This window comes from Streptomyces sp. NPDC088354 (genome assembly GCF_044753585.1).
Classification (GTDB): Bacteria; Actinomycetota; Actinomycetes; order Streptomycetales; family Streptomycetaceae; genus Actinacidiphila.
The window spans coordinates 61,331-82,377 of the sequence record NZ_JBIVNJ010000031.1 but is presented as its reverse complement, the minus strand read 5'-3'; the positions used below and the strand labels follow the sequence as shown (position 1 = coordinate 82,377).

Sequence of the window (21,047 nt, the reverse complement as noted above, 5' to 3'; positions counted from 1 at the left end):
ACCTACCAGTGAGACGCCTGCAACATCACATGAAAAGCAATCAAAAATTTAATGTACCCAAGATCAAGGCACATAGAAGCAGAGTGCCAATCTTGCTGGCATAGACGATCAAGGGGCCTTCTCAGTGGGGCCACCGCGGGGTGACGGCTGGCTGGTCGGAGATCGGTGCAGAACGGCCTGGACTCCTCGGTGGTTGAGCGAGATGTTTGGCGTCTCAACTCTGCAGGCGAAAGACCTCGTTGTCGACGCCCTCCCGGCTGGGACTTGACTCGTGCGCTGGTTGAGTGGGTGACGATGCTGACCGCCACCCGGGAGAGTGACCGCCGCTGCAAGGCCGGCTGCCGAACCAGTGGCAACGCCCACGCCTACGTGGGAGCGGTCACCGATCTCCTGGCCCACCGTGCGTGCGGGGCGACCCGGGCCTTGCGCGAGCCGGACGTGGAGCACATGGTGGTGGACGGCATGCTCACCACGTGGGACCGGATCGGCGTCGGCGGCACCTTCACCACGCCGCCCCGACGCCCGCACCACCGAGAACTCACCTCTTGGCAAGGCCCACTGAACCGGGCGCACGCGGGCCTCCCATATCCCGGTGAACGCCGAATGGCCGCCCACAAGCGCTGTCGCATCTTCCGCCTCGCCTGCTGCAGCCCGAGCCAGGTTGGAAGTTGGTCTCCAGATATCCGTTCCCCCGCTCGACCAGGCCTTTCTCCTCCGGACCGCAGGGCTGGCAGAGATGGACCCTGTCGGCAGGCAGGCCCGCGAACGCTAGGGACTCGCGCTTCAGCTTCCCCTTGCGAACGCCCGGCTCGTTGCACCGGACAAGTGTCCGGGAGGCCACTGCCGAGTTGTCGGCCAGCAGGCGCCGATGACCGTCGATCAGGTCACTTGCCGACCGGGACAGCGGCATCGAGGCTGTGATTACTCCGTGAGTACCCCGGCACGACCATCAGGACCGGCGGCCGACCCGACTGGCCGTAACCGAGCGGCATGTGTCCACGGGCGGAACCACACATCCCACCACGGGTGTCCGCGTACTCGTCTGAGTGCACCATCGAGTACGAAGTTGTCTGCACCATGGCTCAGGCCACGTCGGTGTCTCGCTGGTTGGCTTGCAGGCGGTTCTTGAGTCGGTAGCTGTTGCCGTTGATCGGGACGACCTCGCAGTGGTGCAGGAGGCGGTCGAGGATCGCGGTGGCCAGGACCTCGTCGCCGAAGACCTGGCCCCACTCGCCGAAGGTCTTGTTCGAGGTCAGGATGATGGAGCCCTTTTCGTAGCGCTTGGAGACGACCTGGAAAACCAGGTTCGCTTCGGCTCGTTCCAGCGGCTGGTAGCCCACTTCGTCGACCACGAGAACGGCGGGACGGAGGTAGCCGGTGAGCTTGCTCATTAGCCGGCCCTGGTCCTCGGCGGCCTTGAGGTGGCGGACCATGTCATCGAGGCTGGTGAAGTAGATCGAGTAGCCGGCCCGGCAGGCCGCGACCGCGAGAGCGACGGCAATGTGTGTCTTGCCCGGCGGCCCGAGCAGGGCGACATTGGCCTTGTCCTCGACGAAGGAGAGGGCGGCCAGGTTTCTGACCTTGCGCGGGTCGAGTTCGGGCTGGAAAGAGAAGTCGTATTCCTCGAGCGTCTTGTGGTGCGGCAGCTTCGACAGACGCAGCCCGTTGCGGAATCGGCGGTCGTCACGGACTGCGAGTTCCTCGGCGAGCACCAGGTCGATCAGATCGATATAGCCCATCTTGGCCTCGTCAGCCCGCTGAATGTACTGGTTGAGGGCTTCGGCCAGGTGCGGCAGGCCGAGCTTGGCGGCGGTGGCGCGGATGCGGTTGCTGGTCAGCTCGCTCAACGGACCTCCCTCGTTGGTGCGTTGGTGGTGAAGGGGCGAGTGCCGGTCAGTTCGTCATAGACCGACAGCGGACGGCGGCCGACCTCGACGTTCGCGGCGGCGGCTCGGTTCAGCAGAGCCTGCAGTGGCCCGTTCGGCTCCCCGGCAGGTCGGCCGCGGCGAGGGGCGGGCAGGTCGATCCCGGTGGTGACGCGGCGGCCGGCGCCCGTGGGCAGACCGTCCCAGTGGCTCTCGTCCACGATGCGGGCGCCTCGGCCGACTGCTCTGGGATGGGCGGCAAGCAGCGTCTGGCCGGTCGCGTCGGGGACGGTGGAGTGGAGTGTGATCTGGGACTTCGTTGCCCTGACCTCCACCAGCTGGCGAGGGCGGACCCTGCGGGCGGGAACCGAGTAGAGGTTGGCGTCGAAGGCGACCAGGCAGTCCTTTCCGACATGCCGCAGGTGCCGCTGCGTGACCACGTAGGGGGTCGCCGGCAGTGGGCGGAGAGCGGTGTGGTCGCGCACGGCCCGGTGTCCGATGACCTCACCGTGGGTCCCATGGACCTTTGCCCTCCGCAACGGAACCCAGGCGGTGAAAGCAGCGTTCATTTCCTCGATCGAGGAGAAGGCCCGCCCGGCGAGGACGTGGTTCCGGACGATGCCGACCTGGCGTCGGAGCCAGGTGTCCACCGGGCAGGGCCAGGCCGTGGACCTGCTCCGCAATGACGATGTCGCCGTTCACGGCCTGGCGGACCGTTTCGAACCTGACCTGCTCGAAGGCCTGGAAGACACCCCGCCAGACCTGGACCAAGGCGTCACGGCCGTGGACTTCGCTGTCGCCGTAGTTGTGGAAGACGACGTCGGGGTGGAGGAAAGGGGCGAGGCGGTCGGCGTCCTTGGCATTGAACGCCTCGACGAATTCACGGACGAGAGTGCCGTTGTCGACGGACAAGGTGTGACTCACTTGTCGCAGACGATCGCGATGCGGATGTCCGTCGGATGTAGCGAGCGCAGGTAACGGCAGAACTCCAGGAACTTCGAGCGGTTCTTCGTCTTCTTTATGTGCCCGTAGAGCTGGTCTTTTCCCAGGTCGTAGGCGGCGAACAGGTGCCTCACCCCATGCGGGCGGGTATAGGTCGCCCGGCGGCGCTGCCTTGGTTCACGATCCGGGTCTTTGTGTCTGCCCCCGAGTTCGGCCCACTGGCGGCCGGGGTGGGGTTGCAGGTTGAGCGGCCCGAACTCGTCGAGGCAGAACACGACCTCGGGTTCACCCGGCTCGGGCAAGATCTCGCCGTCGGCGATGGCGTAGAGGTGCTCGACGCGGGCCTTCTTGACCGCGTAGTCGGGATCCCTTCGAAGCCTTCCACGTCTTCACGCGTTGAAAGGTGACGCCCTCCTCGCGGAGCAGGATGCGCAGGCCCTCGTGGCTGATGTCGTCGACCACCCCCTCCGCGACCAGGAAGTCGGCCAGCTTGACCAGGCTCCAGGTCGAGAATGGCAGGCCGTGCTCGATCGGCCTGAACTTGGCGATCTTCTTGATCTCACGCCGTTCAGGCAGGGTGAAGGTTCTCGGCCGGCCGCCCTTGTACTTCGGGTACAGCGATGCGAAACCGTCGGCGTTGAAGTTGTAGATCACGTCGCGAACCCGGTCCGCGCTGGTGAACGTCACCTCGGCGATCTTGGCCACGTCCATGCCCTGCGCGGACAGCAAGACCATCTGGGCTCGCCGCCAGGTCACCACCGAGCCAATCCCCCGCCGGACGATCCGCAGCAGCCGTCGCCCCTCGTCATCGTCGATCTCACGGACCCGCACACGCTCAGCTACCTGGACAGCATGACGAACAACGCGCCGCCCGGATCACCATCCAGCCGGCGCGTCATACAGGGCAAACCTTGCTTGATGCGGCACTAGGAGCCGAGGGAGGCGGTGTTGCGTCGGGTCTCCGCAAGGGGAATGTCGATGTACCGCGTGAGGGTTAGCGCGTCCTGCGGCTCATCGGCCTGGAAAGTGACGCGACGCAGCAGGCTGACCCCGTCGAGCGCGATGCCCTCGCGGGCGAGGACGAAGACGACGGCGAGGAAGGCGGACCCTGACAGCCGCGGCTGGGGGGGGCGCTGCTGGGGTACGGCGGCTGTGGGCCGGGGGGTGAGCAAGGCGCGGACGGTGCCGGACGGCAGCCCGGTGAGGTCGACGGTCTGGTCGGAGGTGTAGCCCATGGCGCCCAAGACGAAGATGTCGTCGTCGGCGGTCGGGAGGCGGTGGGTCGCCGGGTGCGGTTGTGTCGGGTACGGCCGCGGGTGGTCCGGCGCCACCTCCGGACTGCGGGGCGGGTGTGCTGGAGGATGGTAATGGCCAGGTCGCCGAAGGTCTCGCGGACAGCCTGGTCGGCGGCTGCGTGGTTGGGCAGGCGTAGCGGAGGTAGGGGTCGCCTGGGACTGTGCAATCAATGGACAGACCCCCGCGCCGCCGTGCGTGCCAGCGCGTGGGTCAGGTTCTGTAAGTCGTAGCCGACAATTCCGATACCCAGGGTGGGGCAGGGAACTCGTCGCCATTTGACATCCTCCCCGTCCTAAGGACGGGGATTCCTGGCTCACGTGGGCTGGGAACCAGCGGTCCGTCAGCTCTTACACGATCGGCACCAGCCGGGTTGAGACCAGCCCGGACCAGCATCACGCGGGCGGAGTTCTTGTCCCTGGACGAGACGGCTCCGCACGCGGTGCAGGTGTAGGTACGTTCCGAAAGAGGAAGTGCGTGCTTGGTTCTCGCTCCGCACTGCGCGCAGTCCATGGTGGTGTGCGCGGGATGCACCGGGCGGACATCCCGCCCGTGCTTGCGGCCCATCTCAATCAGGGCCATCTTCGTGGCGCCGATCGCCGCGTCCGCCGCCTTACGGGCCATGCTGGACTTCGCCAGGAACTTCGGCCGGAAGTCCTCGACCGCGATCGCGTCGTGGTCGGTCACGACGCGCTTGGCCCACTTGCGGGCCGTGTCCTGGCGTTGCCGGGCGATCTTCTTCGACACCTTCGCGGCGGCCCGGCGGGCCCTGCGGTACCCGCCGGTGTCGGGCTTGTTTTTCGGGGTGCGGCGGCGGGCCATCATCTTCTGGTAGCGGGCCAGTTTCCCTGCGGCGGCCTTCCCGTGCTGGGCGTGGGGCAGGTCGTGGACGTCGCTGGTCGTCGTGGCGGTCTCACGCACGCCCCAGTCGATACCGATCACCGCACCGGTGGCGGGGAGCGGCTGCACCTGGACGGCCACGACGAACGAGGCGTACCAGTGGCCGAGGCTGTCCCGGTACACGCGCACCGACGTCGGGTCGGCGGGCAGGTCGCGGGACCACACCACCGTCAGCACGATGCCGCCGGCCAAGTGCAGGCGACCGTCCTTGAGCCTAAAACCCCGGGTGGTGTAGTTCAGCGACGGGGCGGCCTCACGCTTGCGCTTGATCCCGGGCATGCCGGCCCGCTGCCGCACCGGCAGCCGCGCCGTGATGTCCTTCAACGCCTTGGCGCGGGACTTCGCGAAGTCCCGGATCGTCTGCTGCTGCGGCACCGAGCTGCCGTCCCGCAGCCACGCCATCGACCGCCGCGCCCCGGTCAGCATTCTGTCGAGCTGCGCCGGGCCGCACGTGATCTTCTGCCCGGAGGTCCGGTTCAGAGCGTAGACCTTGCGGGACACGGCCACGCACTCGTTCCACACCCACCGGCACCGCGCCCACTCCGCCTCCAGACCGGCGCGCGCGGTGGACGACACCCGCAGCCGGAAGGTGTACCGGGCATGCCCGGCCCCCTCCTCGACCGTCGCAGTCGCCGTCACGCTCCGGAACCTAACAGCCCCCACTGACAACGAAAGAGAGCACAGGTCAGAACAGATGCGCAGCCAACTCCGCCGCTTCGCGGCTCCGACCCAAGGACCCATTCCTCCCCGGCCTGAAGGCCGGGGCCTCCTGGGAGAAATCAGGTGAAAGGCCCGTCACTGTCTCTGCTCCGGAGTCAGGACGTGTCGGGTCCGGTCCCCGATCCAGGCCGCTTCGAGGATCGCGGTCAGACTGGCGGTGTCGGTCGGGCCTGGATGGTTCTGGATCAAGCGGGTGACACCACTGGCCATCTCCGCGAAGCGCGGGAGGTCGGCGCGCGCCACGCCGATGTCCGCCAAGGTGGCAGGGATGCCGATGTCGGCAAGGAGCCCGTCGAGCCAGGTGAGGAACGTATCGGCGGCCTCGGCATCCGAGGCGTCCGTCACGTCGAGCCCGCACACCCCGGCGAGGATGGTCAACCGGTCGCCGATGGCATCCCTGGCCGCGTCCAGCGCGTAGGGCAGCAGCAGCCCGACGCCCAGGCCGTGCGGTGTGTGGGTGGCTGCGCCGATGGGGTACTGGAGGGCGTGCGGAGCCGCGTTGCCCGCGTGGGAAAATGCGAGCCCGGCCAGCATGGACCCATAGGCCATGTCCGCGCGCGCGTCCTTGTCGCTTCCGTCTCTGACGACCCGGGGCAAGCTGCGGGCGATCCGCTTCGCGGCCAGGAGCGCGTAGTGATCGGTGATCGGGTTGCGGCCGAGGAAGACCTGCTCCACCGGGTCGCGCGGTCCGTGGGCCCGGGGTCGCGCGGTGTAGCTCTCCACCGCGTGGCACAACGCGTCGATGCCGGAGTGGGCAGTGACGGTCGCAGGGCAGGTGTAGGTGAGCTCGGGGTCGACGATGGCGAAGTCGGGCACGATGTGGACGCTGGAGACCCCCACCTTCAGCTCGCGGTCCGGGTCGGTCAACACCGAGACGGGCGTGAGCTCGGAGCCGGTGCCTGACGTCGTCGGGACCGCGACGAGAGGAATCGTCGGCCCCGGCACCTTCGACTCGCCGTAGTAGTCGCGCGGCGTCCCACCGTGGCGCCGGATGACGCCGACGATTTTGGCGAGGTCGATCACCGTGCCACCCCCGATGGCGAGGATGACGTCGGCGTCCACTTCTGCGGCGACCGAGACGGCCAGGGCGACATCGGCGAGTGGCACGTCCGGAGTCGCGTCGGCAAACACCCCGACGACTTCGGCCTTCTCCCGCACGGCGGCCACGATCTCGGCCACGCCCGGCTGCCCCAGAAGAACCCGGTCGGTCACGATGAGGACTCGCGAGCCACACTCGGCCACCACTCGGGGGATGTTCTGCGCGACCCCTTCGCCCACTATCAGCTGGCGTGGTCCGCGGACGGTCTCAAGCATGTCAGTGCCTCCCTGGAACGTCGGCGGTGATGTGCTGGGCGGACGTCCAATTCACCTGCGAGACCGGGACGGCGTCGGCTGCCGGGTGGCGCAGGCGCGCGCCGGGCTCCCGGACTCGGTCGTGCCCGGGCGCCCTCGGGTCCATCGCGATGAAGACGTCGCCCCTGGTGCGCGGGTCAGTCGGGTCTAGGGTCCCGCGGACATCGTCGCCAAGGGCGGTACGCGTCAAGGTCGCGACCAGCATCTCGATCATGAGCCCGGGGGCGTAGCCTTTGGGAGCACCGAAAGGGCTGATCGCCCCATCCACCGCCGCGGCCGCGTCTGTGGCGCGCACACCGGTGGAGTCGACGGCGTCGCCGGGTGCCGGCGGATTCGTGCCGGCCATGGCCCGGGTCCCGGCCCACGGGTGGAGGCCGGTCAGGTCATGTGTGTACAGGGCGCGGTGATCCTCGGCGGGCACCCGGGGCAGTAAACCGGTCACGTCAGGTCGATCGCCGCGTAGGTGACGTCGAGGTACTCAAGGATGCCCTCGTGCGATCCCTCCTTGCCGATCCCGGACTGCTTCACGCCTCCGAAGGGAGCTGACGGGTCCGAGATCAGACCGCGGTTGATGCCGACCATCCCCGTCTCCAACCCCTCGGTGAACCGGAGCGCCCGCTGGAGGTCACGGGTGAAGACGTATCCGGCCAGGCCGTGTTCGGTGTCGTTGGCCTTCGCCATGACATCGTCGTCGGACGTGAACGAGATGATGGGCGCCACCGGGCCGAAGATTTCCGCCTGCAGTATCCGCGCGTCTTCGGGCACGTCGACCAGGACCGTAGGTGGGTAGAAGTGGCCTGGCCCGTCCGGACGCTCGCCGCCGACCAGGACACGGGCGCCGCGATCGACCGCGTCGGCGACGAGGTCGTCGATCTTGGTGACCGAGGCCTCGTCGATCAGCGCCCCGACGTCCACGCCGTCGTGGAGACCATGGCCCACCGAGAGCGCGCCCATTCGCTGGGCGAAGCGCGCCGTGAACTCCTCGCGCACCGGCTCCTCGACGTAGATTCGGTTGGCCGCGATGCAGGACTCCCCGATGTTGCGCATCTTGGCCACCATGGCACCGTCGAGCGCGACGTCCAGGTCCGCGTCGGCACACACGATCAAGGCTGCGTTGCCGCCCAGTTCCATGGAGGTGCGCAGCACGTTGTCCGCCGCCTGTCGTAGCAGCACGCGCCCGACCTCGGTCGACCCGGTGAACGAAAGCTTGCGGGTCCGACGGTCGGCCAGCAGTGCTGAGACCACCTCGCCGGCACGCTTGGTCGTCACGACGTTGACGACGCCCGGGGGAACGCCGACCTCCTCCATGACGCGGGCCAGGAACAGCATGGTGAGTGGCGTCTGGGCTGCCGGCTTGGTGATCGTCGTGCAGCCCGCCGCCAGCGCAGGAGCGAGCTTGCGGGCACCCATGGCCAACGGAAAGTTCCAGGGCGTCACGAAGACGCACGGTCCGACCGGCTTCGGCACGGTGAGGATGCGATACCCACCAGCGGGAGCGGTGTTGTAGCGCCCCTCGACGCGCACCGCCTCCTCGGCGAACCAACGGAAGAACTCGGCGCCGTAGGCCACCTCTCCCCGAGCCTCGGCGAGCGGCTTGCCCATCTCGAGCGTTATCAGCCGGGCGATCTCCTCGGATCGCTCGGTCAGTGCCCGGTACGTCGCGGTCAGCAACTCCGACCGTTTTCGCGGCGGTGTCGCCGCCCACTCCCCCATTGCCTTGCTCGCCGCGTCCAGAGCGGCGAGCCCGTCGACGACGTCGGCGTCCGACACCTCGGCGATGGTCTTCCCAGTGGCCGGATCCTCGACGACAAAGGTGGCTCCGCCGGCGGCGTCGCGCCACGCGTCGCCAATCCGGAGCCGCCGGTGCTCGGGGGCCAGGGCGTTCATCGGGTCACTCATTGCGTCGCCTCCTGTGATGTTCCTGGTGATGTCCCGTGACCTCGGCGACCGCGCCACGCGCGTTGGCGAACGGGTTGCACGACCGGGTCGGGGTCGAGGTTGCCGAGCGGGTCGAACGTGGCCTTGGCCCTGGCTGCAGGGCGACGCCCCGCGCCACCGATCGCCTTCTCGGGCCATCGCTGCTTCGGCGTCGTCAGGCCGTGCTCACCGGTGGCGGTCCGCCGAGGCTCGATTGCCACGTGCGGGCGCATGGTGACGTCGCCGCCCTGCGCGGTTACCTCCCTGCCTCGGACAGCGCCAGCCCGGTGCCCGCATCGAACAGGTGCGCACGGTCCAGGTCGACCGTGACAAGCAGTCGCTCGCCCGGCGTACCCGTGACGGTGGGTCGTGCCTTGACCTTGAGGATCTCCGTCCCCACTCGGACGTCGACCACCGTTCGGTCACCGAGCGGCTCAAGGCCGTAGAGCTCACCCGGCAACGACGCGTCCCCACGCTGCTCGATGGACAGGTCCTCTGCCCGCAGGCCCAGCATCAGCGGACGACCGTCCTCAGCCGTGGTCCAGCGGGGCCGCGGCAGCGTCCAGCCTTCCGCCCCGACCAGACGATCCCCCTCGGCGTGGCAGGGGAGGAGGCTGATCGGCGGGCTCCCGACGAAGCCTGCGACCCACTGGTTGGCTGGTCGCTCGTACACCTCGGTCGGCGTTCCGACCTGTTGCACCTTCCCCTCCTTGAGGACCGCGACCTGGTCGGCCATGGACAGGGCCTCGACCTGGTCGTTGGTCACGTGGACGAAGGTTCCCCCGAGACTCCGGTGGATGCGGGTGAGCTCGGTGCGCATCTCGACGCGGAGCTTGAGGTCGAGGTTCGTCAGCGGCTCGTCCATGAGAAACGCGCGCGGGCGACGGACCAGCGCCCGGGCCAGGGCCACACGCTGCATCTCACCGCCCGACATCTGCGCGGGACGACGCTGCAGCAGACGTTCGATGTGCAGCAGGCCCGACATCTGCTCGACGGCAGCGGCGATCTCGCTCGAAGAACAGCGGCGTGCCCGCAGCGGCGAAGCGATGTTCTCGTACGCCGTGAGTCGCGGGTAGAGGGCGTAGCTCTGGAAGACCATGGCCAGGTCGCGTGCGGCCGGGGAGTCGCGGGTCGCGTCCCTCCCGTCCAGCTGCACCGACCCGGCGTCAAGCTGCTCGAGGCCGGCGATCGCTCGCAGGGTCGTCGTCTTGCCTGCCCCGGAGGGCCCGAGCACGACGAAGAAGGAGCCGTCCGGCACGTCCAGCGTCACCCCGTCCAGGGCCTGGACCTTGCCGAAGGACTTGCACAGCCCGTGCACTGCCACGGTTCCCATCAGGCCACCAGCTCTTCCGTGCTCAGGTCGTAGACCGGCGGGGGCCCGCCGGTGTGCCGCAGCCCGACTGGCGCGCCGGCGGCGAAACGGACAGTCGGTGGCATCCGAACCCGTACGTCGCGCCGGCCGCCGTGATCGACCACGGCGATGACTTCGTCTCCCAGCCACTCCGCCGAGACCACGCGGCCCAGGGCCGAACGCTCCGCCCCTGGTTCTGTGACTTCCAGCGCCTCCGGCCGGACGCCTGCGACCAGGCGACGGTCGCGCGGCAGGCTCGGCGGTGGCGGAAGGACCAGTCCGCCCTGACTGCGCAGCTTCCCGTCGGCCACCTCCACCTCGATCAGGTTCATCGGCGGGGAGCCGATGAACGCGGCACAGAAAAGACTCGCCGGACGGTCGTAGACCTCCAGTGGCGTGCCGATCTGCTCGACGCGGCCCTTGTTGAGGATGGCGATTCTGTGGCCGAGCGACATCGCCTCGACCTGGTCGTGGGTGACGTACACCATCGTCGTCCCCAGTTCCCCCTGCAGGTGCTTGATCTCCGTGCGCATGTCCGCCCTCAGCTCCGCGTCCAGATTGGTGAGGGGTTCGTCCATGAGGAATGCGCGCGGTCGCCGCACGAGGGCGCGAGCAAGCGCGACGCGCTGCTGCTCCCCGCCGGACAGCCGGTGCGGTCGCCGGTCCAGGAGCGGACGGAGCCGCATCAGCCGGGCGGCCTCGTCGACCCGCTCGCGCACCTCCGCCTTGGGCAGTCCCTCGGCCCGCAGTGGGAACGCCAGGTTGTCGCGGGTTCTCAGATGCGGGTAGAGAGCGTAGAACTGGAACACCATGGCGATGTCGCGCTCGGCGGGCGGCAGGTCGTTGACCAGCGTGTCGCCGATGCGGATGTCGCCCGTCGTCTGCCTCTCCAGGCCGGCTACGGCTCGCAGCGTGGTCGTCTTCCCGCAGCCCGAAGGGCCGAGCATCACGAACAGCTCGCCGTCGCCGATGGACAGGTCCACGTGATCGACTGCGACCGTCCCGTCCGGGTAGCGCTTGTGCAGCGCGGTCACCTCGATGCCCGCCATCAGCGTCGCACCGCCCCGAGCGTCACACCGGCGACGAGGTGCTTGCGCACCAGGTAGGCGAAGACGAGCACCGGTAGGGCGAACACTACGGAGGCGGCGGCCACGAGACCCCAGTCCACCGTGGTTCCACCGATGAGGCCGGCGATGGCAGGCGGGGCCGTCCGCACGCTGTCGCTGGAGGTGAGGAAGATGGCGAACACGAACTCGTTCCACGAGAAAATGAGTGCGAAGACCGCCGTCGCGGCGATGCCGGGCAGGAGCAGGGGAAGGGTGAACCGGCGGAACGCCTGCAAGCGGGTATAGCCGTCGAGCATGGCGGCATCCTCGTACTCCGCGGGCACCTCGTCGACGAACCCCTTCATCATCCAGATCGTGAACGGGACGTTGAACGCGGCGTAGATGAGGATCAGGCCGAGCTTGGTGTCGATGAGTCCGACTTGGCGGTACATGAGGAAGATCGGGATCACGACCACCACGGGCGGCATGAAGCGGGTGGACAGGATGAAGAACAGTTGGTCCTTCTTGGCCTTCACGGCGAAGCGTGAGTAGGCCCAGGCCGCCGGGACCCCCAGCACGGTGGCCAGCGCCGTGGAGACCCCGGCGACCACGACGGAGTTGAGGAACGAGACGGACAAGGCCGAGCGACCGCCGCCGGGGGCGACGAACACGTCCTTGAAATGGCCCATCGTGACCTTGAAGTCGAAGAACTTGGCCGGGACGGCGTAGACGTCCCGGTTCTCCTTGATGGACGTCTCGATCATCCACAGCACCGGAAAGAGCATCACGACGGCCAGCACGGTCAGCAGCGCGACCTCCAGCACGGAACGGCCCCGGCCGCGGCCGCGGCCGCGACGCGCGGGCGGCGTGTGATCCCGGACAGGATCTGTGGACGCGGCCTTGTCGACGGATACGGCCATCAGTCCTCCTTGAGCTTGTTCAAGTAGCGCAGGTAGAGCTGCGTGAGGACGATGACGACGAGGACCATGAGGATCCCGTAGGCCGAGGCGGTTCCGGTGTTGAAGCCCAGGAACGCGACCTTGTAGACGTGGAACGACAACGTCTCGGTGGAGACCCCCGGACCTCCGCTGGTGAGGATGTAGACGAGGTCGAACAGCCGGAAGGCCTCGATGGCCCTGAACAACACCGCGATGAGGAGCAGCGGCCACACCAGCGGAAGAGTGATGGTGCGGAACCGGAACCACTCGGACGCCCGGTCGATCGAGGCGGCCTCGTACAGGTACTTGGGAACCGCGGTGAGGCCGGCGAGTGCGATGAGCATGATGAACGGCGTCCATTGCCAGGTGTCGACCACGATCAGGGACATCAGTGCCGTTCGCTGCTGGGTGAGCCACTCCACCTGCCCCATGCCGAGCGAGCCGAGCAAGCTGTTGATCACGCCGAATTGCGCGTCGAGCATGAATCGCCAGAACAGCCCGACCACGACCGGCGACAGCATCATCGGGACCAGGAACAAAGTGGTCAGCAGTCCTCGCCCGTGCGTGCGCCGTGAGATCAGGTAGGCGATGGAGAAGCCGAGCACGGTCTGCAGGGTGACCGCGCCGACCACGTAGATCAACGTCGTCAAGGCCCTCAGGTGGACCTGCGCCGACGTCAGGATGGCGGTGTAGTTCTCGAACCAGACGAAATGGGCCGGCCCCCCGCGGGTGGCCGAGTAGTCGGTGAACGACAGGTACAGCGCCCACAGCAACGGGAACACCGACATGCCGAGCAGCAGCAGCAGCGCCGGGGAGATGAAGGCCACGGCGAGCCCGCGGTCGCTCAAGCGGCGGGACCGACCCGCTGCAGGCAGCGTCGCGGACGCCACCTGCCTGGCGTGGTCGGTCGTCAGAGGAGTGGGAGCACTCACAGTCCGCCGCCGCCCTTGCGGCTGCCGGAGTCGAGCACGCTCTGCTGCTCCTTGGCGATGTCGTCGAGCGCGTCCTTCGGCTTTTTCGCGCCGTTGAGAGCCGCGTTCACGCTGGTGTTCTCGATGTCGACGAGGCGCGCGTACTCGGGCACGTTCCACATGTCCCGCATCCGCGGAACCGAGTCGGCGTACACCTGGTTGAACGGCCCGGCATTGAGGAACTCGGGCGACTGCAGGGCGTCGGTACGCGCGGGCACGCCACCAGCGGCGGCCCACTTCTTCTGGATGTCAGCCCGCTCGAACCACTTCATGAAGTTCAGGGCCTCCGCCTGCTTCGCTTCTGAGGAGTAGGCCGACACGTGCATCCCCATACCACCGAGAGGCACCAGGTTCGTCTTCTGGCTCGGCAGGGTGGCAAAACCGAGCTTGTCGAGGATCTGCTCCCGCGTGGTGCCGAGCGTCGACTGCTTCGGGTCGAGCAGTCCGCCGCTCGCGGCGATCCAGTTGAACGCGATGCATGCCTTGCCCTGGGCGACCGCCGCGTTCACCTCGTCGATGAACCAGTTGCCGGAGCCCTTGGCGGTCAGCGGCTTCATCTTGTTGACCAGGACGTCCATCGCCTCTTGGCCCGCGGTGTCGTTGAGGACGCCGTCGATCTTGCGCGTCTTGGAGTCCCAGAGGTTGCCGCCGTAGACGCCGTTGACCGTGTTGTAGGTGACGGCCGCGGCGTCGGAGCCGTTGGCCTGGTGGAAAGCCAGCCCGCTGACGCCGGGGTGGTCCGCCTGGCACTTCTCGGCGACTGAGATCATCTGGTCCCAGGTCTGCGGTGGCTTGTCGCCGATCAGGTCCTTGCGGTAGATCATCGTCCAGGTGTCGCCGAGCAGCGGCAGTCCGTACATGCTGGCGTTTTCGTCGCGCTTGCCGGTCTCCGCCTGGGGGAACTGGCCGTAGGCCGCCAGGAGGTACGGGTTGTAGGCCTTGACGTCGATGTTCTTCTTGACGAAGTCGGTGATGTCGAGGATGTTGCCGTTCGTCACGGCCTCGCCGATGTGTTGCGAGTCCAGGATCGGGATGTCGAAGTCGGTACGGTGCGCTGCGAACTGGGTGAACATCGCGTCGTGCCAGTTCGCGTTCGGCACGGTGTTGACCTTGACGGTCACATTCGGCCGCTCCTTGGCGTACTCCGCGTTCGCGAAGGCTTCCAACGCGTGGGCGGGGGGCCAGTCGAACCAGATGAAGCTGAGGGTCAGCGGGTCCTTGGTGAGCTCCGGGATGGTCGCCGGCGCCTTGGGGGCGCTCGCCTGCGGGTCGCCGCCGCAAGCCGCCACGGTCGTGGCCACCAATAGGGCCGCCGTCGCCAGCTGCACCTTTCCACCGGGAACGGACAGTCGTCCGAAGGGCTTGGGATACCGCATCCTCGTGCCTGCTTTCTGGGTCGGGACTTCTGGAGCCTTGCTGCGTGCTTCGCAGAGCAGTTGCTGGGTGCAGGCCTGTTGCCGGCTGTCGCAGGGGCTGACCGGCGGACCGGCGTCACGAGTACGCCGCGACGTCCTGGGGCTTCAGACGGTCGAGAGGTCCTTCGGTCCTTGTGCGGCCCGGTGGCGAACCGAGCAGGACGTCGAGCATGCTCAGGGACGCTTCAGGTGGTCGAAGTAGGGCGCTGGCGGGCGGTTCCGCGATGGGTGAAGGATGGCTGGCATCCGTCACCTTTCCTATACGATCCGATCGGGGGCATCAACATCCCGCAGCATGCGACCCGTGTCAACAGGTTCGCAAAGACGTAAGAAAGGACCTCACGTCACGATGGACGACGAAGCGATGATCGCGAGGGGAAGTGAGGCCATGACGGGCGGAACGCCGCCGGGAAAATCTCGTGGCCGGCTTGCCGACGAGGTGTACGACACGCTGCTCGGACAGCTGATGTCGCTACGGATAGAGCCTGGCTCCCGCGTCACGATCGACGTCCTGGCGCGGGAGCTGGGGGTCTCGCAGACGCCGATCCGGGACGCTCTGAACCGGATGGAGGCCGAGGGCCTGGTCGTGCGTGTGCCCCATGCCGGGTATCACATCCCCCCCCAAATCACCCGCCAGCGATTCGAGGACATGCTCGAGCTCCGCCTGCTCCTCGAGCCGGCAGCGGCGCGCAGATCCGCCGAACGCGCGTCCTTGCAGCAGGTGGCCGGCCTGCGACGAATGCTGGAGGAGATGGCGGAGCTGGAGGGGGGCAGCGGGCCCATGGCCTATGGCGCCTTCGGGCTCCGCGACGCGGCTTTTCACGATCTCGTCGCCCTGAGCGCGGAGAACCAGGTCATCCGCGAAGCGCTCGCTCGCCTGCACACGCACGTGCACCTGTTCCGGCTTCTCCACGACACCCAGGTCACTCACTTGGCCATGGCCGAGCACGAAGAAGTTGTGGCCGCGATCGCCGCGCGTGACCCCGATGCCGCCGCCTACGCCATGCGTCGGCACATCCTGCTGTCCGGCGAGCGGTTCCGGCGTTTGCTCGACGCGGCCAAGGGCTCGGACGGAATGGTGTAAAGGCTTGACGGGCGGACTGGGCCGAGGAATGCTCACACAATCGGATCGGATCGGATCGGATCTGCCTCATCCCCCTCAGATGCGAGGAGAAGCAGGTGCCCAGAGCGCTGCTCCTGACCGGCGACGCCGCCGAGGAGCTCGACACCATGTATCCCTACTATCGCGTGCAGGAGGGCGGCTGGGACGTTGACGTCTCGTCACGGACGATGCGCGACGTTCAGCTGGTCATCCACGAGTTCGACCCCAACTCCGACGCCTACGTGGAGAAGAACGGCCGCAAGCTGCCGGTCGACGTGCCCTGGGCCGAGGTCGACGTCGAACGCTATGACGCCCTCATCATCCCCGGAGGACGCGCCCCCGAGTGGATCCGGGTCGACGCCGACGTCAGGCGCATCACCGAGCACTTCTTCGCGCGCAACCTCCCGATCGCGCTGGTGTGCCACGGCGCGCAGGTGCCGGCCGTGTACGGGCTGCTCAAGGGCCGGAAGACAGCGTGCTTCCCCCCCATCACCGGCGACATGGAGAACGCGGGCGCCACCGTCATCGACGCTCCCGACGTCGTGGACGGCAACCTCGTCTCCTGCCGGGGATGGCCCGACATGCCGCAATTCGGCAGGGCGATGATGGAACTCTTCTCGAAATCCATCAACTCCGCATCGGCATGACCCCACCTGGCCTGCCCTGATGAGGCCCGAGCCACTTGCCGACCTGTGCCGCCGCCATTGTCATGCCCCGGTCGTCAGAGGTCAGGCCTCTGGCAATGTCGGCCATCTGGTGGCTCGATCGTGGCCAACCTGTTCTACCCGCGAGTGATCGTCATCGGAGGCGATTTCGCCTCGCCGGCCCAGTGACTGCTGCGCTACGCACAAGATCAGCTGCGACGGCTCGTGGTGGCAGCTCCAGCCGCTCAGTGCCGATTCGTCGCCTCCACGCTCAGCTTCGGCGCCGCCTCCACGCTCAGCTTCGGCGCCGCCTCCCGCGGCACGGCGAGCATCGTGATCAACGACATCATCGACGACCCGATCGCGATCACGGATTTACCCAGGCCGACACCTTACTGACGGCCCCACAGACCTGGAGATCACACTCTCCAGCAACCGCAATATCAGCTACCACCCAGTGGCAATGAGCGCGACGGCGCGCGCCGTGCCTGACATCCCCAGGTAGGAAGGGTTTTCATGTCACCACGTCATCGCCCGTGGGCCAGGCTGCTCGACGCAGCCCTGCCAGAAAGCGGACGACGCCCGAGACGTCGCACCGCGACCACGATGGCCTTAGCCCTCATCGCCCCGTTCCTCACGCTCGTCGCGACGCCGGTGAGCGCCGCGGCCCCCACGGCGGCTGAGCCCGCTTCCGTCGCTGCGCCGGCGCCGCCGCAGCAGCCCGCGCCTCCCGCCAAGCCCGCACCACCGGACGCCCGCTTCAAGGTGCTCGTGGTGCGCAGCACCCAGGACGCGGTGTCGTCGGCCGGCCTGGCCGCGATCCGGGATGCGGCCAGAACCGGTCATTTCACGGCCGTGGCGCCCAAGCCCGCTGACGTGGGCGACCAGTTCACGGAGAAGAAGCTGGCGCAGTACCGCGCGGTCGTGTTCCTGGACACGGGTCTCGCGAGCCCGCTCACGGACGCTCAACGCGCGACCTTCGAGAGCTACTTCCGCGACGGCGGCGGCTTCGTCGGCGTCGGCTCGGCGGTCGAGACCGACGAGTCCTGGTCGTTCCTGACCGATATCCTGGGGACGCGAGCGTCCGGCAGGACCGACGTGCAATCGGGTGACGTGAAGGTCGCCGACCGCGTCCACGACGCGAGCAAGGATCTGCCGCAGATCTGGTCGCGGACCGATAATTGGTACAACTTCAAGAAGAACGTCCGCGGTGTGTCACACGTCCTCGACACCGTCGTCGAGGACCCGTTCGGGCCGCAGCCGCAGGGCGCCGACCTCGACGGGATCGCCGGGGGCACGATGGGCGCCGATCACCCGGTCTCGTGGTGCAAGGACTTCCAGGGCGGCCGCTCGTTCTACACCGGCCTTGGCAACACGGCCGCGAGCTTCGACCCCGGCCTCACCAAGCACCTCAAGGGCGCGATCGGCTGGGCCGCGGGCCAGGCCGACCCGGCCTACAGCGATTGCGGCGCCACCGTGCTGGCCAACTACCAGCAGACGAAGATCGGCTCGCCGCCTAACCTGCAGGAGCCGATCGGTTTCGACCAGCTGCCGGACGGCCGCGTTCTGCAGACGGACCGCCTCGGCTCGCTGCGCATGCACGACTCGACCACGGGTGTCACCACGGTCGTCGCCAACTTCGCCGATCCGAGCCTGCCGATGACGCAGCAGATCTACTCCGCGGGCGAGGACGGGCTCTACGGCCCGGCGGTCGACGCCAACTTCGCGACCAACAAGTGGGTCTACCTCTACTACTCGCCGAAGGAGGTCACCGACGTCAAGCTGAGCGACGGATCAGTCGTCACCCAGACCACGCCGAACACCACCCCGCCGAACGTGGCGGCGTCCAAGACCGCGTGGGATCCGTACGTGGGCTATTTCCAGCTCAGCCGCTTCAAGTTCGTCGACGCCGCCGACGGCACGCCGGCGCACCTCGACATGGGCTCCGAGCAGCAGATCATGCGCGTGCCGGTCAACCGCCAGGAATGCTGCCACGTCGGGGGCGACATCGACTTCGACAAGCACGGCAACCTCTGGATGGTCACCGGCGATGACACGCCCGCGGGCGGCATCAACGCCGGCGGCTACGGGCCGTACAACTCGCAGAAGACCGACGAGCAGCAAACCGTGCGCGTCACCAACGCGACGGGCGGCACGTTCACGCTGACCTTCGAGGGTCAGACGACGGAGCCGATCGCGTGGAACGCGGATCGCAATGCGATCGACGCGGCGCTCGAGGCGCTCTCGAACATCGAGGCGGACGAGATCCAGACCAGCGGCGGCCCGGTCAACACGTCGAGCGTCAACGTGTTCTTCCGCCGCGGCAAGCAGCAGTCCAATCAGTCGCAGATCACCGCCGACGGCTCCGGCCTGACCGGCACCGCCACGCCGGCGATCGCCACCAGCACGGCGCAGGAGGGCGGCTGGTATCAGCGGCTCACCGGTGACTCGCGCCGCACCGCACTGAACACCAACGACCTGCGCGGCAAGGTGCTGCGGATCAAGGTCAAGGACGGCAGCATCTCCGCCGCCGACGCCAACAAGGCCGCCTTCGGCCCCGGCCACGGCCCCGGCGCGGGCGTGGGCGCCTACTCGATCCCGCCGGGCAACCTGTTCCCGCTGGTCGCGGGCAAGCCCCGGGACAAAACGCGGCCGGAAGTCTACGCGATGGGGTTCCGCAACCCGTTCCGGATCCAGGTCGATGAGAACGACGTGGCCTACATCGGCGACTACTCGCCCGACGCCCAGACCCCGCAGCGCTCGCACGGCCCGGCGGGCACCGGGCGCTACGAGATCGTGCGCAAGCCGTCCAACTACGGCTGGCCGACGTGCTACAAGCGCGACCTCGCGCACTACCAGTGGAACTTCCACGAGTTCGCACCCGGCACCACCACACCGGGCACGCCGCTGAACGACCCGCCTCAGAAGTTCGACTGCAACGGGCCGACGCAGCGCAACGACTCGCTGTGGAACATCGAGGGCGGTCCGACGGTCGAGCCGGGCCTGAGGGACGTCCCGCCGGTCACCGACCCGGACATCTGGTACTCCTACCGCGACAACAACACGAGCGCGCCGCTCGGCACCCCGTGCGAGGCCTACTACGCGCCGACCCCGGGCCCGATCGCTCCCGGCTCGACGAGCGAATGCCCGCGGCTGTTCCCCGAGCTCTACACCGGCGGCGTCGGTCCGCACGGGGTCACGAAGTACCACTACGACCCGAAGAACCCGAACCCTCACAAGTTCCCGCCGTACTACGACGACTCGGTGATCATCAGCGAGTGGACGCAGGACACGCTGCGCGAGGTCAAGCTCGACAAGCGGACCAACAGCGTCCAGAAGATCAACAACTTCCTGGATTGCGGCAGCCGTGCGAGCGCCGGGGCAGGCACGTTCCGGTTCGAGTGCGACAACCCGATGGACTTGCAGTTCGGTTCTGACGGCGCGTTCTACCTGCTGACCTACGGCAACGGGTTCAACGTCATCAGTCCCGACGCGGGCATGTACAAGTGGGAGTACGTCAAGGGCAAGCGCGCGCCGAAGGCCGTGCTCACCACGGACCGCACCGACGGCTCAACGCCGCTGACCGTGAAATTCTCCAGTGCCGGCTCGCTGGATGAGGATCCCGGCGACTCGATCCGCTACGAGTGGAACTTCGGTGACGGCTCGGCGATCGAGACCGACCCGAACCCGGCACACACCTACACGCAGTCCGGCCGCTACACGGCCGTGCTGACCGTGCTCGACTCGTCCGGCAAGCAGACCTCGACCAGCACCGTGATCACCGTGGGCAACACGAGCCCGACGGTGGCCGTCGATACGCCGGTGGAGGGCGGGACGTTCGCGTTCGGCGAGGACATCCCGTTCTCGGTCACGGTCACCGACCCCGAGGACGGGACGGTGGATTGCTCCGAGGTGCAGGTGACGTTCGTGCTCGGCCACGACGCGCACGGCCACGCCGAGGAGTCCGTCAACGGCTGCTCGGGCGTGCTCCACACCGACGCCGACGACGTCTCACACGGCGGCAACGTCTCCGGCGTGGTCCAGGCGCGCTACACCGACCACGGCGGTCCGGGCGGCGTCCCGCAGCTGACCACGACCGGCCAGCACCAGATACGCCAGAAGCACCAGGAGGTGGAGTTCGTCGTCAACCAGTCCGGCACCAACACGGCGACCAACACCGACGGCGCCGCCGGCGCCGGCGTGCACCGCGGCAGCCTTGGCTCGGGCGACTGGCTCCAGCTCAACGGCCCATTCAACCTGACCAACATCGATTCGATCACGTTCCGCGCCGCGGACGCGGCGAACGGCCGCACGGCCGGGTCGCCGCTGGCGGCAATCGAGGTCCGTCAGGACTCGATCACCGGGCCGATCCTGACCACGGCCAACCTCATGTCCACCGGCGGGACGGGAACCTGGACGACCCAGACGTTCCCGGTCTCGATGTCCGGGACGCATGAGCTGTTCCTGGTGTTCCGCCCGGTCACGGGTGGCGCCACGGGCGGCAACCTGTTCAACCTCAACTGGGCCGAGTTCGTCGGTTCGGGCGTCGGCACCTAGCGAACCCGCCCGTGCCGACGAACCCGGGTTCGT

Annotated in this window: 15 protein-coding genes and 3 pseudogenes; 3 read left to right on the top strand and 15 right to left on the bottom strand. The window is 67.9% G+C overall.

Translation table 11 applies throughout. The features are described 5' to 3' along the window. Nucleotides 1-1,082: 1,082 nt before the first annotated feature. The 14 genes and pseudogenes from istB to ACIP98_RS32060 all read right to left on the bottom strand — a co-directional run bounded on the left by istB (nt 1,083) and on the right by ACIP98_RS32060 (nt 14,672). The gene (gene istB, locus ACIP98_RS32125) at nt 1,083-1,847 is read right to left on the bottom strand and encodes an IS21-like element helper ATPase IstB (RefSeq protein WP_319663752.1); all 765 of its coding nucleotides are present in this window, start codon (nt 1,845-1,847) and stop codon (nt 1,083-1,085) included. Then, nucleotides 1,844-2,503, bottom strand: a pseudogene (locus ACIP98_RS32120) (Mu transposase domain-containing protein); the annotation flags it as partial. The pseudogene ACIP98_RS32120 and the gene istB, both read right to left, overlap by 4 nt. A 34-nt stretch (nt 2,504-2,537) precedes the next feature. Next, nucleotides 2,538-2,789 (bottom strand): annotated as a pseudogene (locus ACIP98_RS32115) (nuclear transport factor 2 family protein); the annotation flags it as partial. Between the two features lie 2 nt (nt 2,790-2,791). Beyond that, nucleotides 2,792-3,599, bottom strand: a pseudogene (locus tag ACIP98_RS32110) (IS630 family transposase); the annotation flags it as partial. 134 nt (nt 3,600-3,733) lie between these two features. Further along, nucleotides 3,734-4,138, bottom strand: coding sequence for a hypothetical protein (locus ACIP98_RS32105; RefSeq protein WP_401979243.1), 405 nt, complete (start codon nt 4,136-4,138; stop codon nt 3,734-3,736). A 175-nt stretch (nt 4,139-4,313) separates the two neighbouring features. Further along, nucleotides 4,314-5,639 (bottom strand): RNA-guided endonuclease InsQ/TnpB family protein, encoded by a 1,326-nt coding sequence (locus tag ACIP98_RS32100; protein WP_401979241.1) that lies wholly within the window; start codon nt 5,637-5,639, stop codon nt 4,314-4,316. A gap of 156 nt (nt 5,640-5,795) precedes the next feature. Continuing rightward, complete coding sequence (locus ACIP98_RS32095; protein ID WP_319663750.1) at nt 5,796-7,034, bottom strand: iron-containing alcohol dehydrogenase; 1,239 nt, start codon at nt 7,032-7,034, stop codon at nt 5,796-5,798. A gap of 1 nt (nt 7,035) precedes the next feature. Then, on the bottom strand, nt 7,036-7,419 hold the full coding sequence (locus ACIP98_RS32090; protein WP_401979240.1) for an Ldh family oxidoreductase: 384 nt from the start codon (nt 7,417-7,419) through the stop codon (nt 7,036-7,038). 92 nt (nt 7,420-7,511) lie between these two features. After that, entirely contained in the window at nt 7,512-8,972 is a 1,461-nt protein-coding gene (locus ACIP98_RS32085; protein ID WP_401979238.1) for an NAD-dependent succinate-semialdehyde dehydrogenase, read from the bottom strand. Nucleotides 8,973-9,246: 274 nt separating this feature from the next. Continuing rightward, on the bottom strand, nt 9,247-10,323 hold the full coding sequence (locus ACIP98_RS32080) for an ABC transporter ATP-binding protein (RefSeq protein WP_401979237.1): 1,077 nt from the start codon (nt 10,321-10,323) through the stop codon (nt 9,247-9,249). Beyond that, complete coding sequence (locus ACIP98_RS32075; protein ID WP_401979235.1) at nt 10,323-11,390, bottom strand: ABC transporter ATP-binding protein; 1,068 nt, start codon at nt 11,388-11,390, stop codon at nt 10,323-10,325. The genes ACIP98_RS32080 and ACIP98_RS32075 overlap by 1 nt, the downstream gene beginning before the upstream one ends. Then, complete coding sequence (locus ACIP98_RS32070) at nt 11,390-12,307, bottom strand: carbohydrate ABC transporter permease (RefSeq protein WP_401979233.1); 918 nt, start codon at nt 12,305-12,307, stop codon at nt 11,390-11,392. Before ACIP98_RS32070 ends, ACIP98_RS32075 begins: the two co-directional genes overlap by 1 nt. Further along, nucleotides 12,307-13,173, bottom strand: coding sequence for a sugar ABC transporter permease (locus tag ACIP98_RS32065; RefSeq protein WP_319663743.1), 867 nt, complete (start codon nt 13,171-13,173; stop codon nt 12,307-12,309). The genes ACIP98_RS32070 and ACIP98_RS32065 overlap by 1 nt, the downstream gene beginning before the upstream one ends. Nucleotides 13,174-13,253: 80 nt before the next feature. Further along, nucleotides 13,254-14,672: an extracellular solute-binding protein gene (locus tag ACIP98_RS32060; protein ID WP_319663742.1), complete on the bottom strand. Its 1,419-nt coding sequence runs from the start codon at nt 14,670-14,672 to the stop codon at nt 13,254-13,256. Nucleotides 14,673-15,060: 388 nt separating this feature from the next. Between ACIP98_RS32060 and ACIP98_RS32055 the strand changes: the two genes are divergently transcribed. Then, the gene (locus ACIP98_RS32055) at nt 15,061-15,795 is read left to right on the top strand and encodes a GntR family transcriptional regulator (RefSeq protein ID WP_319663741.1); all 735 of its coding nucleotides are present in this window, start codon (nt 15,061-15,063) and stop codon (nt 15,793-15,795) included. Between the two features lie 95 nt (nt 15,796-15,890). Further along, complete coding sequence (locus tag ACIP98_RS32050; RefSeq protein ID WP_089227892.1) at nt 15,891-16,460, top strand: DJ-1/PfpI family protein; 570 nt, start codon at nt 15,891-15,893, stop codon at nt 16,458-16,460. Between the two features lie 242 nt (nt 16,461-16,702). Here ACIP98_RS32050 and ACIP98_RS32045 read toward each other — a convergent pair whose 3' ends face one another. Continuing rightward, nucleotides 16,703-16,828, bottom strand: coding sequence for a hypothetical protein (locus ACIP98_RS32045; protein WP_319663739.1), 126 nt, complete (start codon nt 16,826-16,828; stop codon nt 16,703-16,705). A 235-nt stretch (nt 16,829-17,063) separates the two neighbouring features. On the opposite strand from ACIP98_RS32045, the gene ACIP98_RS32040 reads away from it, so the two are divergent. Beyond that, complete coding sequence (locus ACIP98_RS32040; RefSeq protein ID WP_401979230.1) at nt 17,064-21,014, top strand: ThuA domain-containing protein; 3,951 nt, start codon at nt 17,064-17,066, stop codon at nt 21,012-21,014. The last annotated feature ends 33 nt before the right edge of the window (nt 21,015-21,047 follow it).

Bases quoted from the DNA above. Each gene is read 5' to 3' on its own strand.
- ACIP98_RS32040 (WP_401979230.1), top strand. From the start codon at position 17,064: ATGGCCTTAGCCCTCATCGCCCCGTTCCTCACGCTCGTCGCGACGCCG.
- ACIP98_RS32055 (WP_319663741.1), top strand. From the start codon at position 15,061: ATGGACGACGAAGCGATGATCGCGAGGGGAAGTGAGGCCATGACGGGC.
- ACIP98_RS32085 (WP_401979238.1), bottom strand. From the start codon at position 8,972: ATGAGTGACCCGATGAACGCCCTGGCCCCCGAGCACCGGCGGCTCCGG.
- ACIP98_RS32070 (WP_401979233.1), bottom strand. From the start codon at position 12,307: ATGGCCGTATCCGTCGACAAGGCCGCGTCCACAGATCCTGTCCGGGAT.
- ACIP98_RS32075 (WP_401979235.1), bottom strand. From the start codon at position 11,390: ATGGCGGGCATCGAGGTGACCGCGCTGCACAAGCGCTACCCGGACGGG.
- ACIP98_RS32090 (WP_401979240.1), bottom strand. From the start codon at position 7,419: ATGGCCGGCACGAATCCGCCGGCACCCGGCGACGCCGTCGACTCCACC.
- ACIP98_RS32095 (WP_319663750.1), bottom strand. From the start codon at position 7,034: ATGCTTGAGACCGTCCGCGGACCACGCCAGCTGATAGTGGGCGAAGGG.
- ACIP98_RS32080 (WP_401979237.1), bottom strand. From the start codon at position 10,323: ATGGGAACCGTGGCAGTGCACGGGCTGTGCAAGTCCTTCGGCAAGGTC.
- ACIP98_RS32060 (WP_319663742.1), bottom strand. From the start codon at position 14,672: ATGCGGTATCCCAAGCCCTTCGGACGACTGTCCGTTCCCGGTGGAAAG.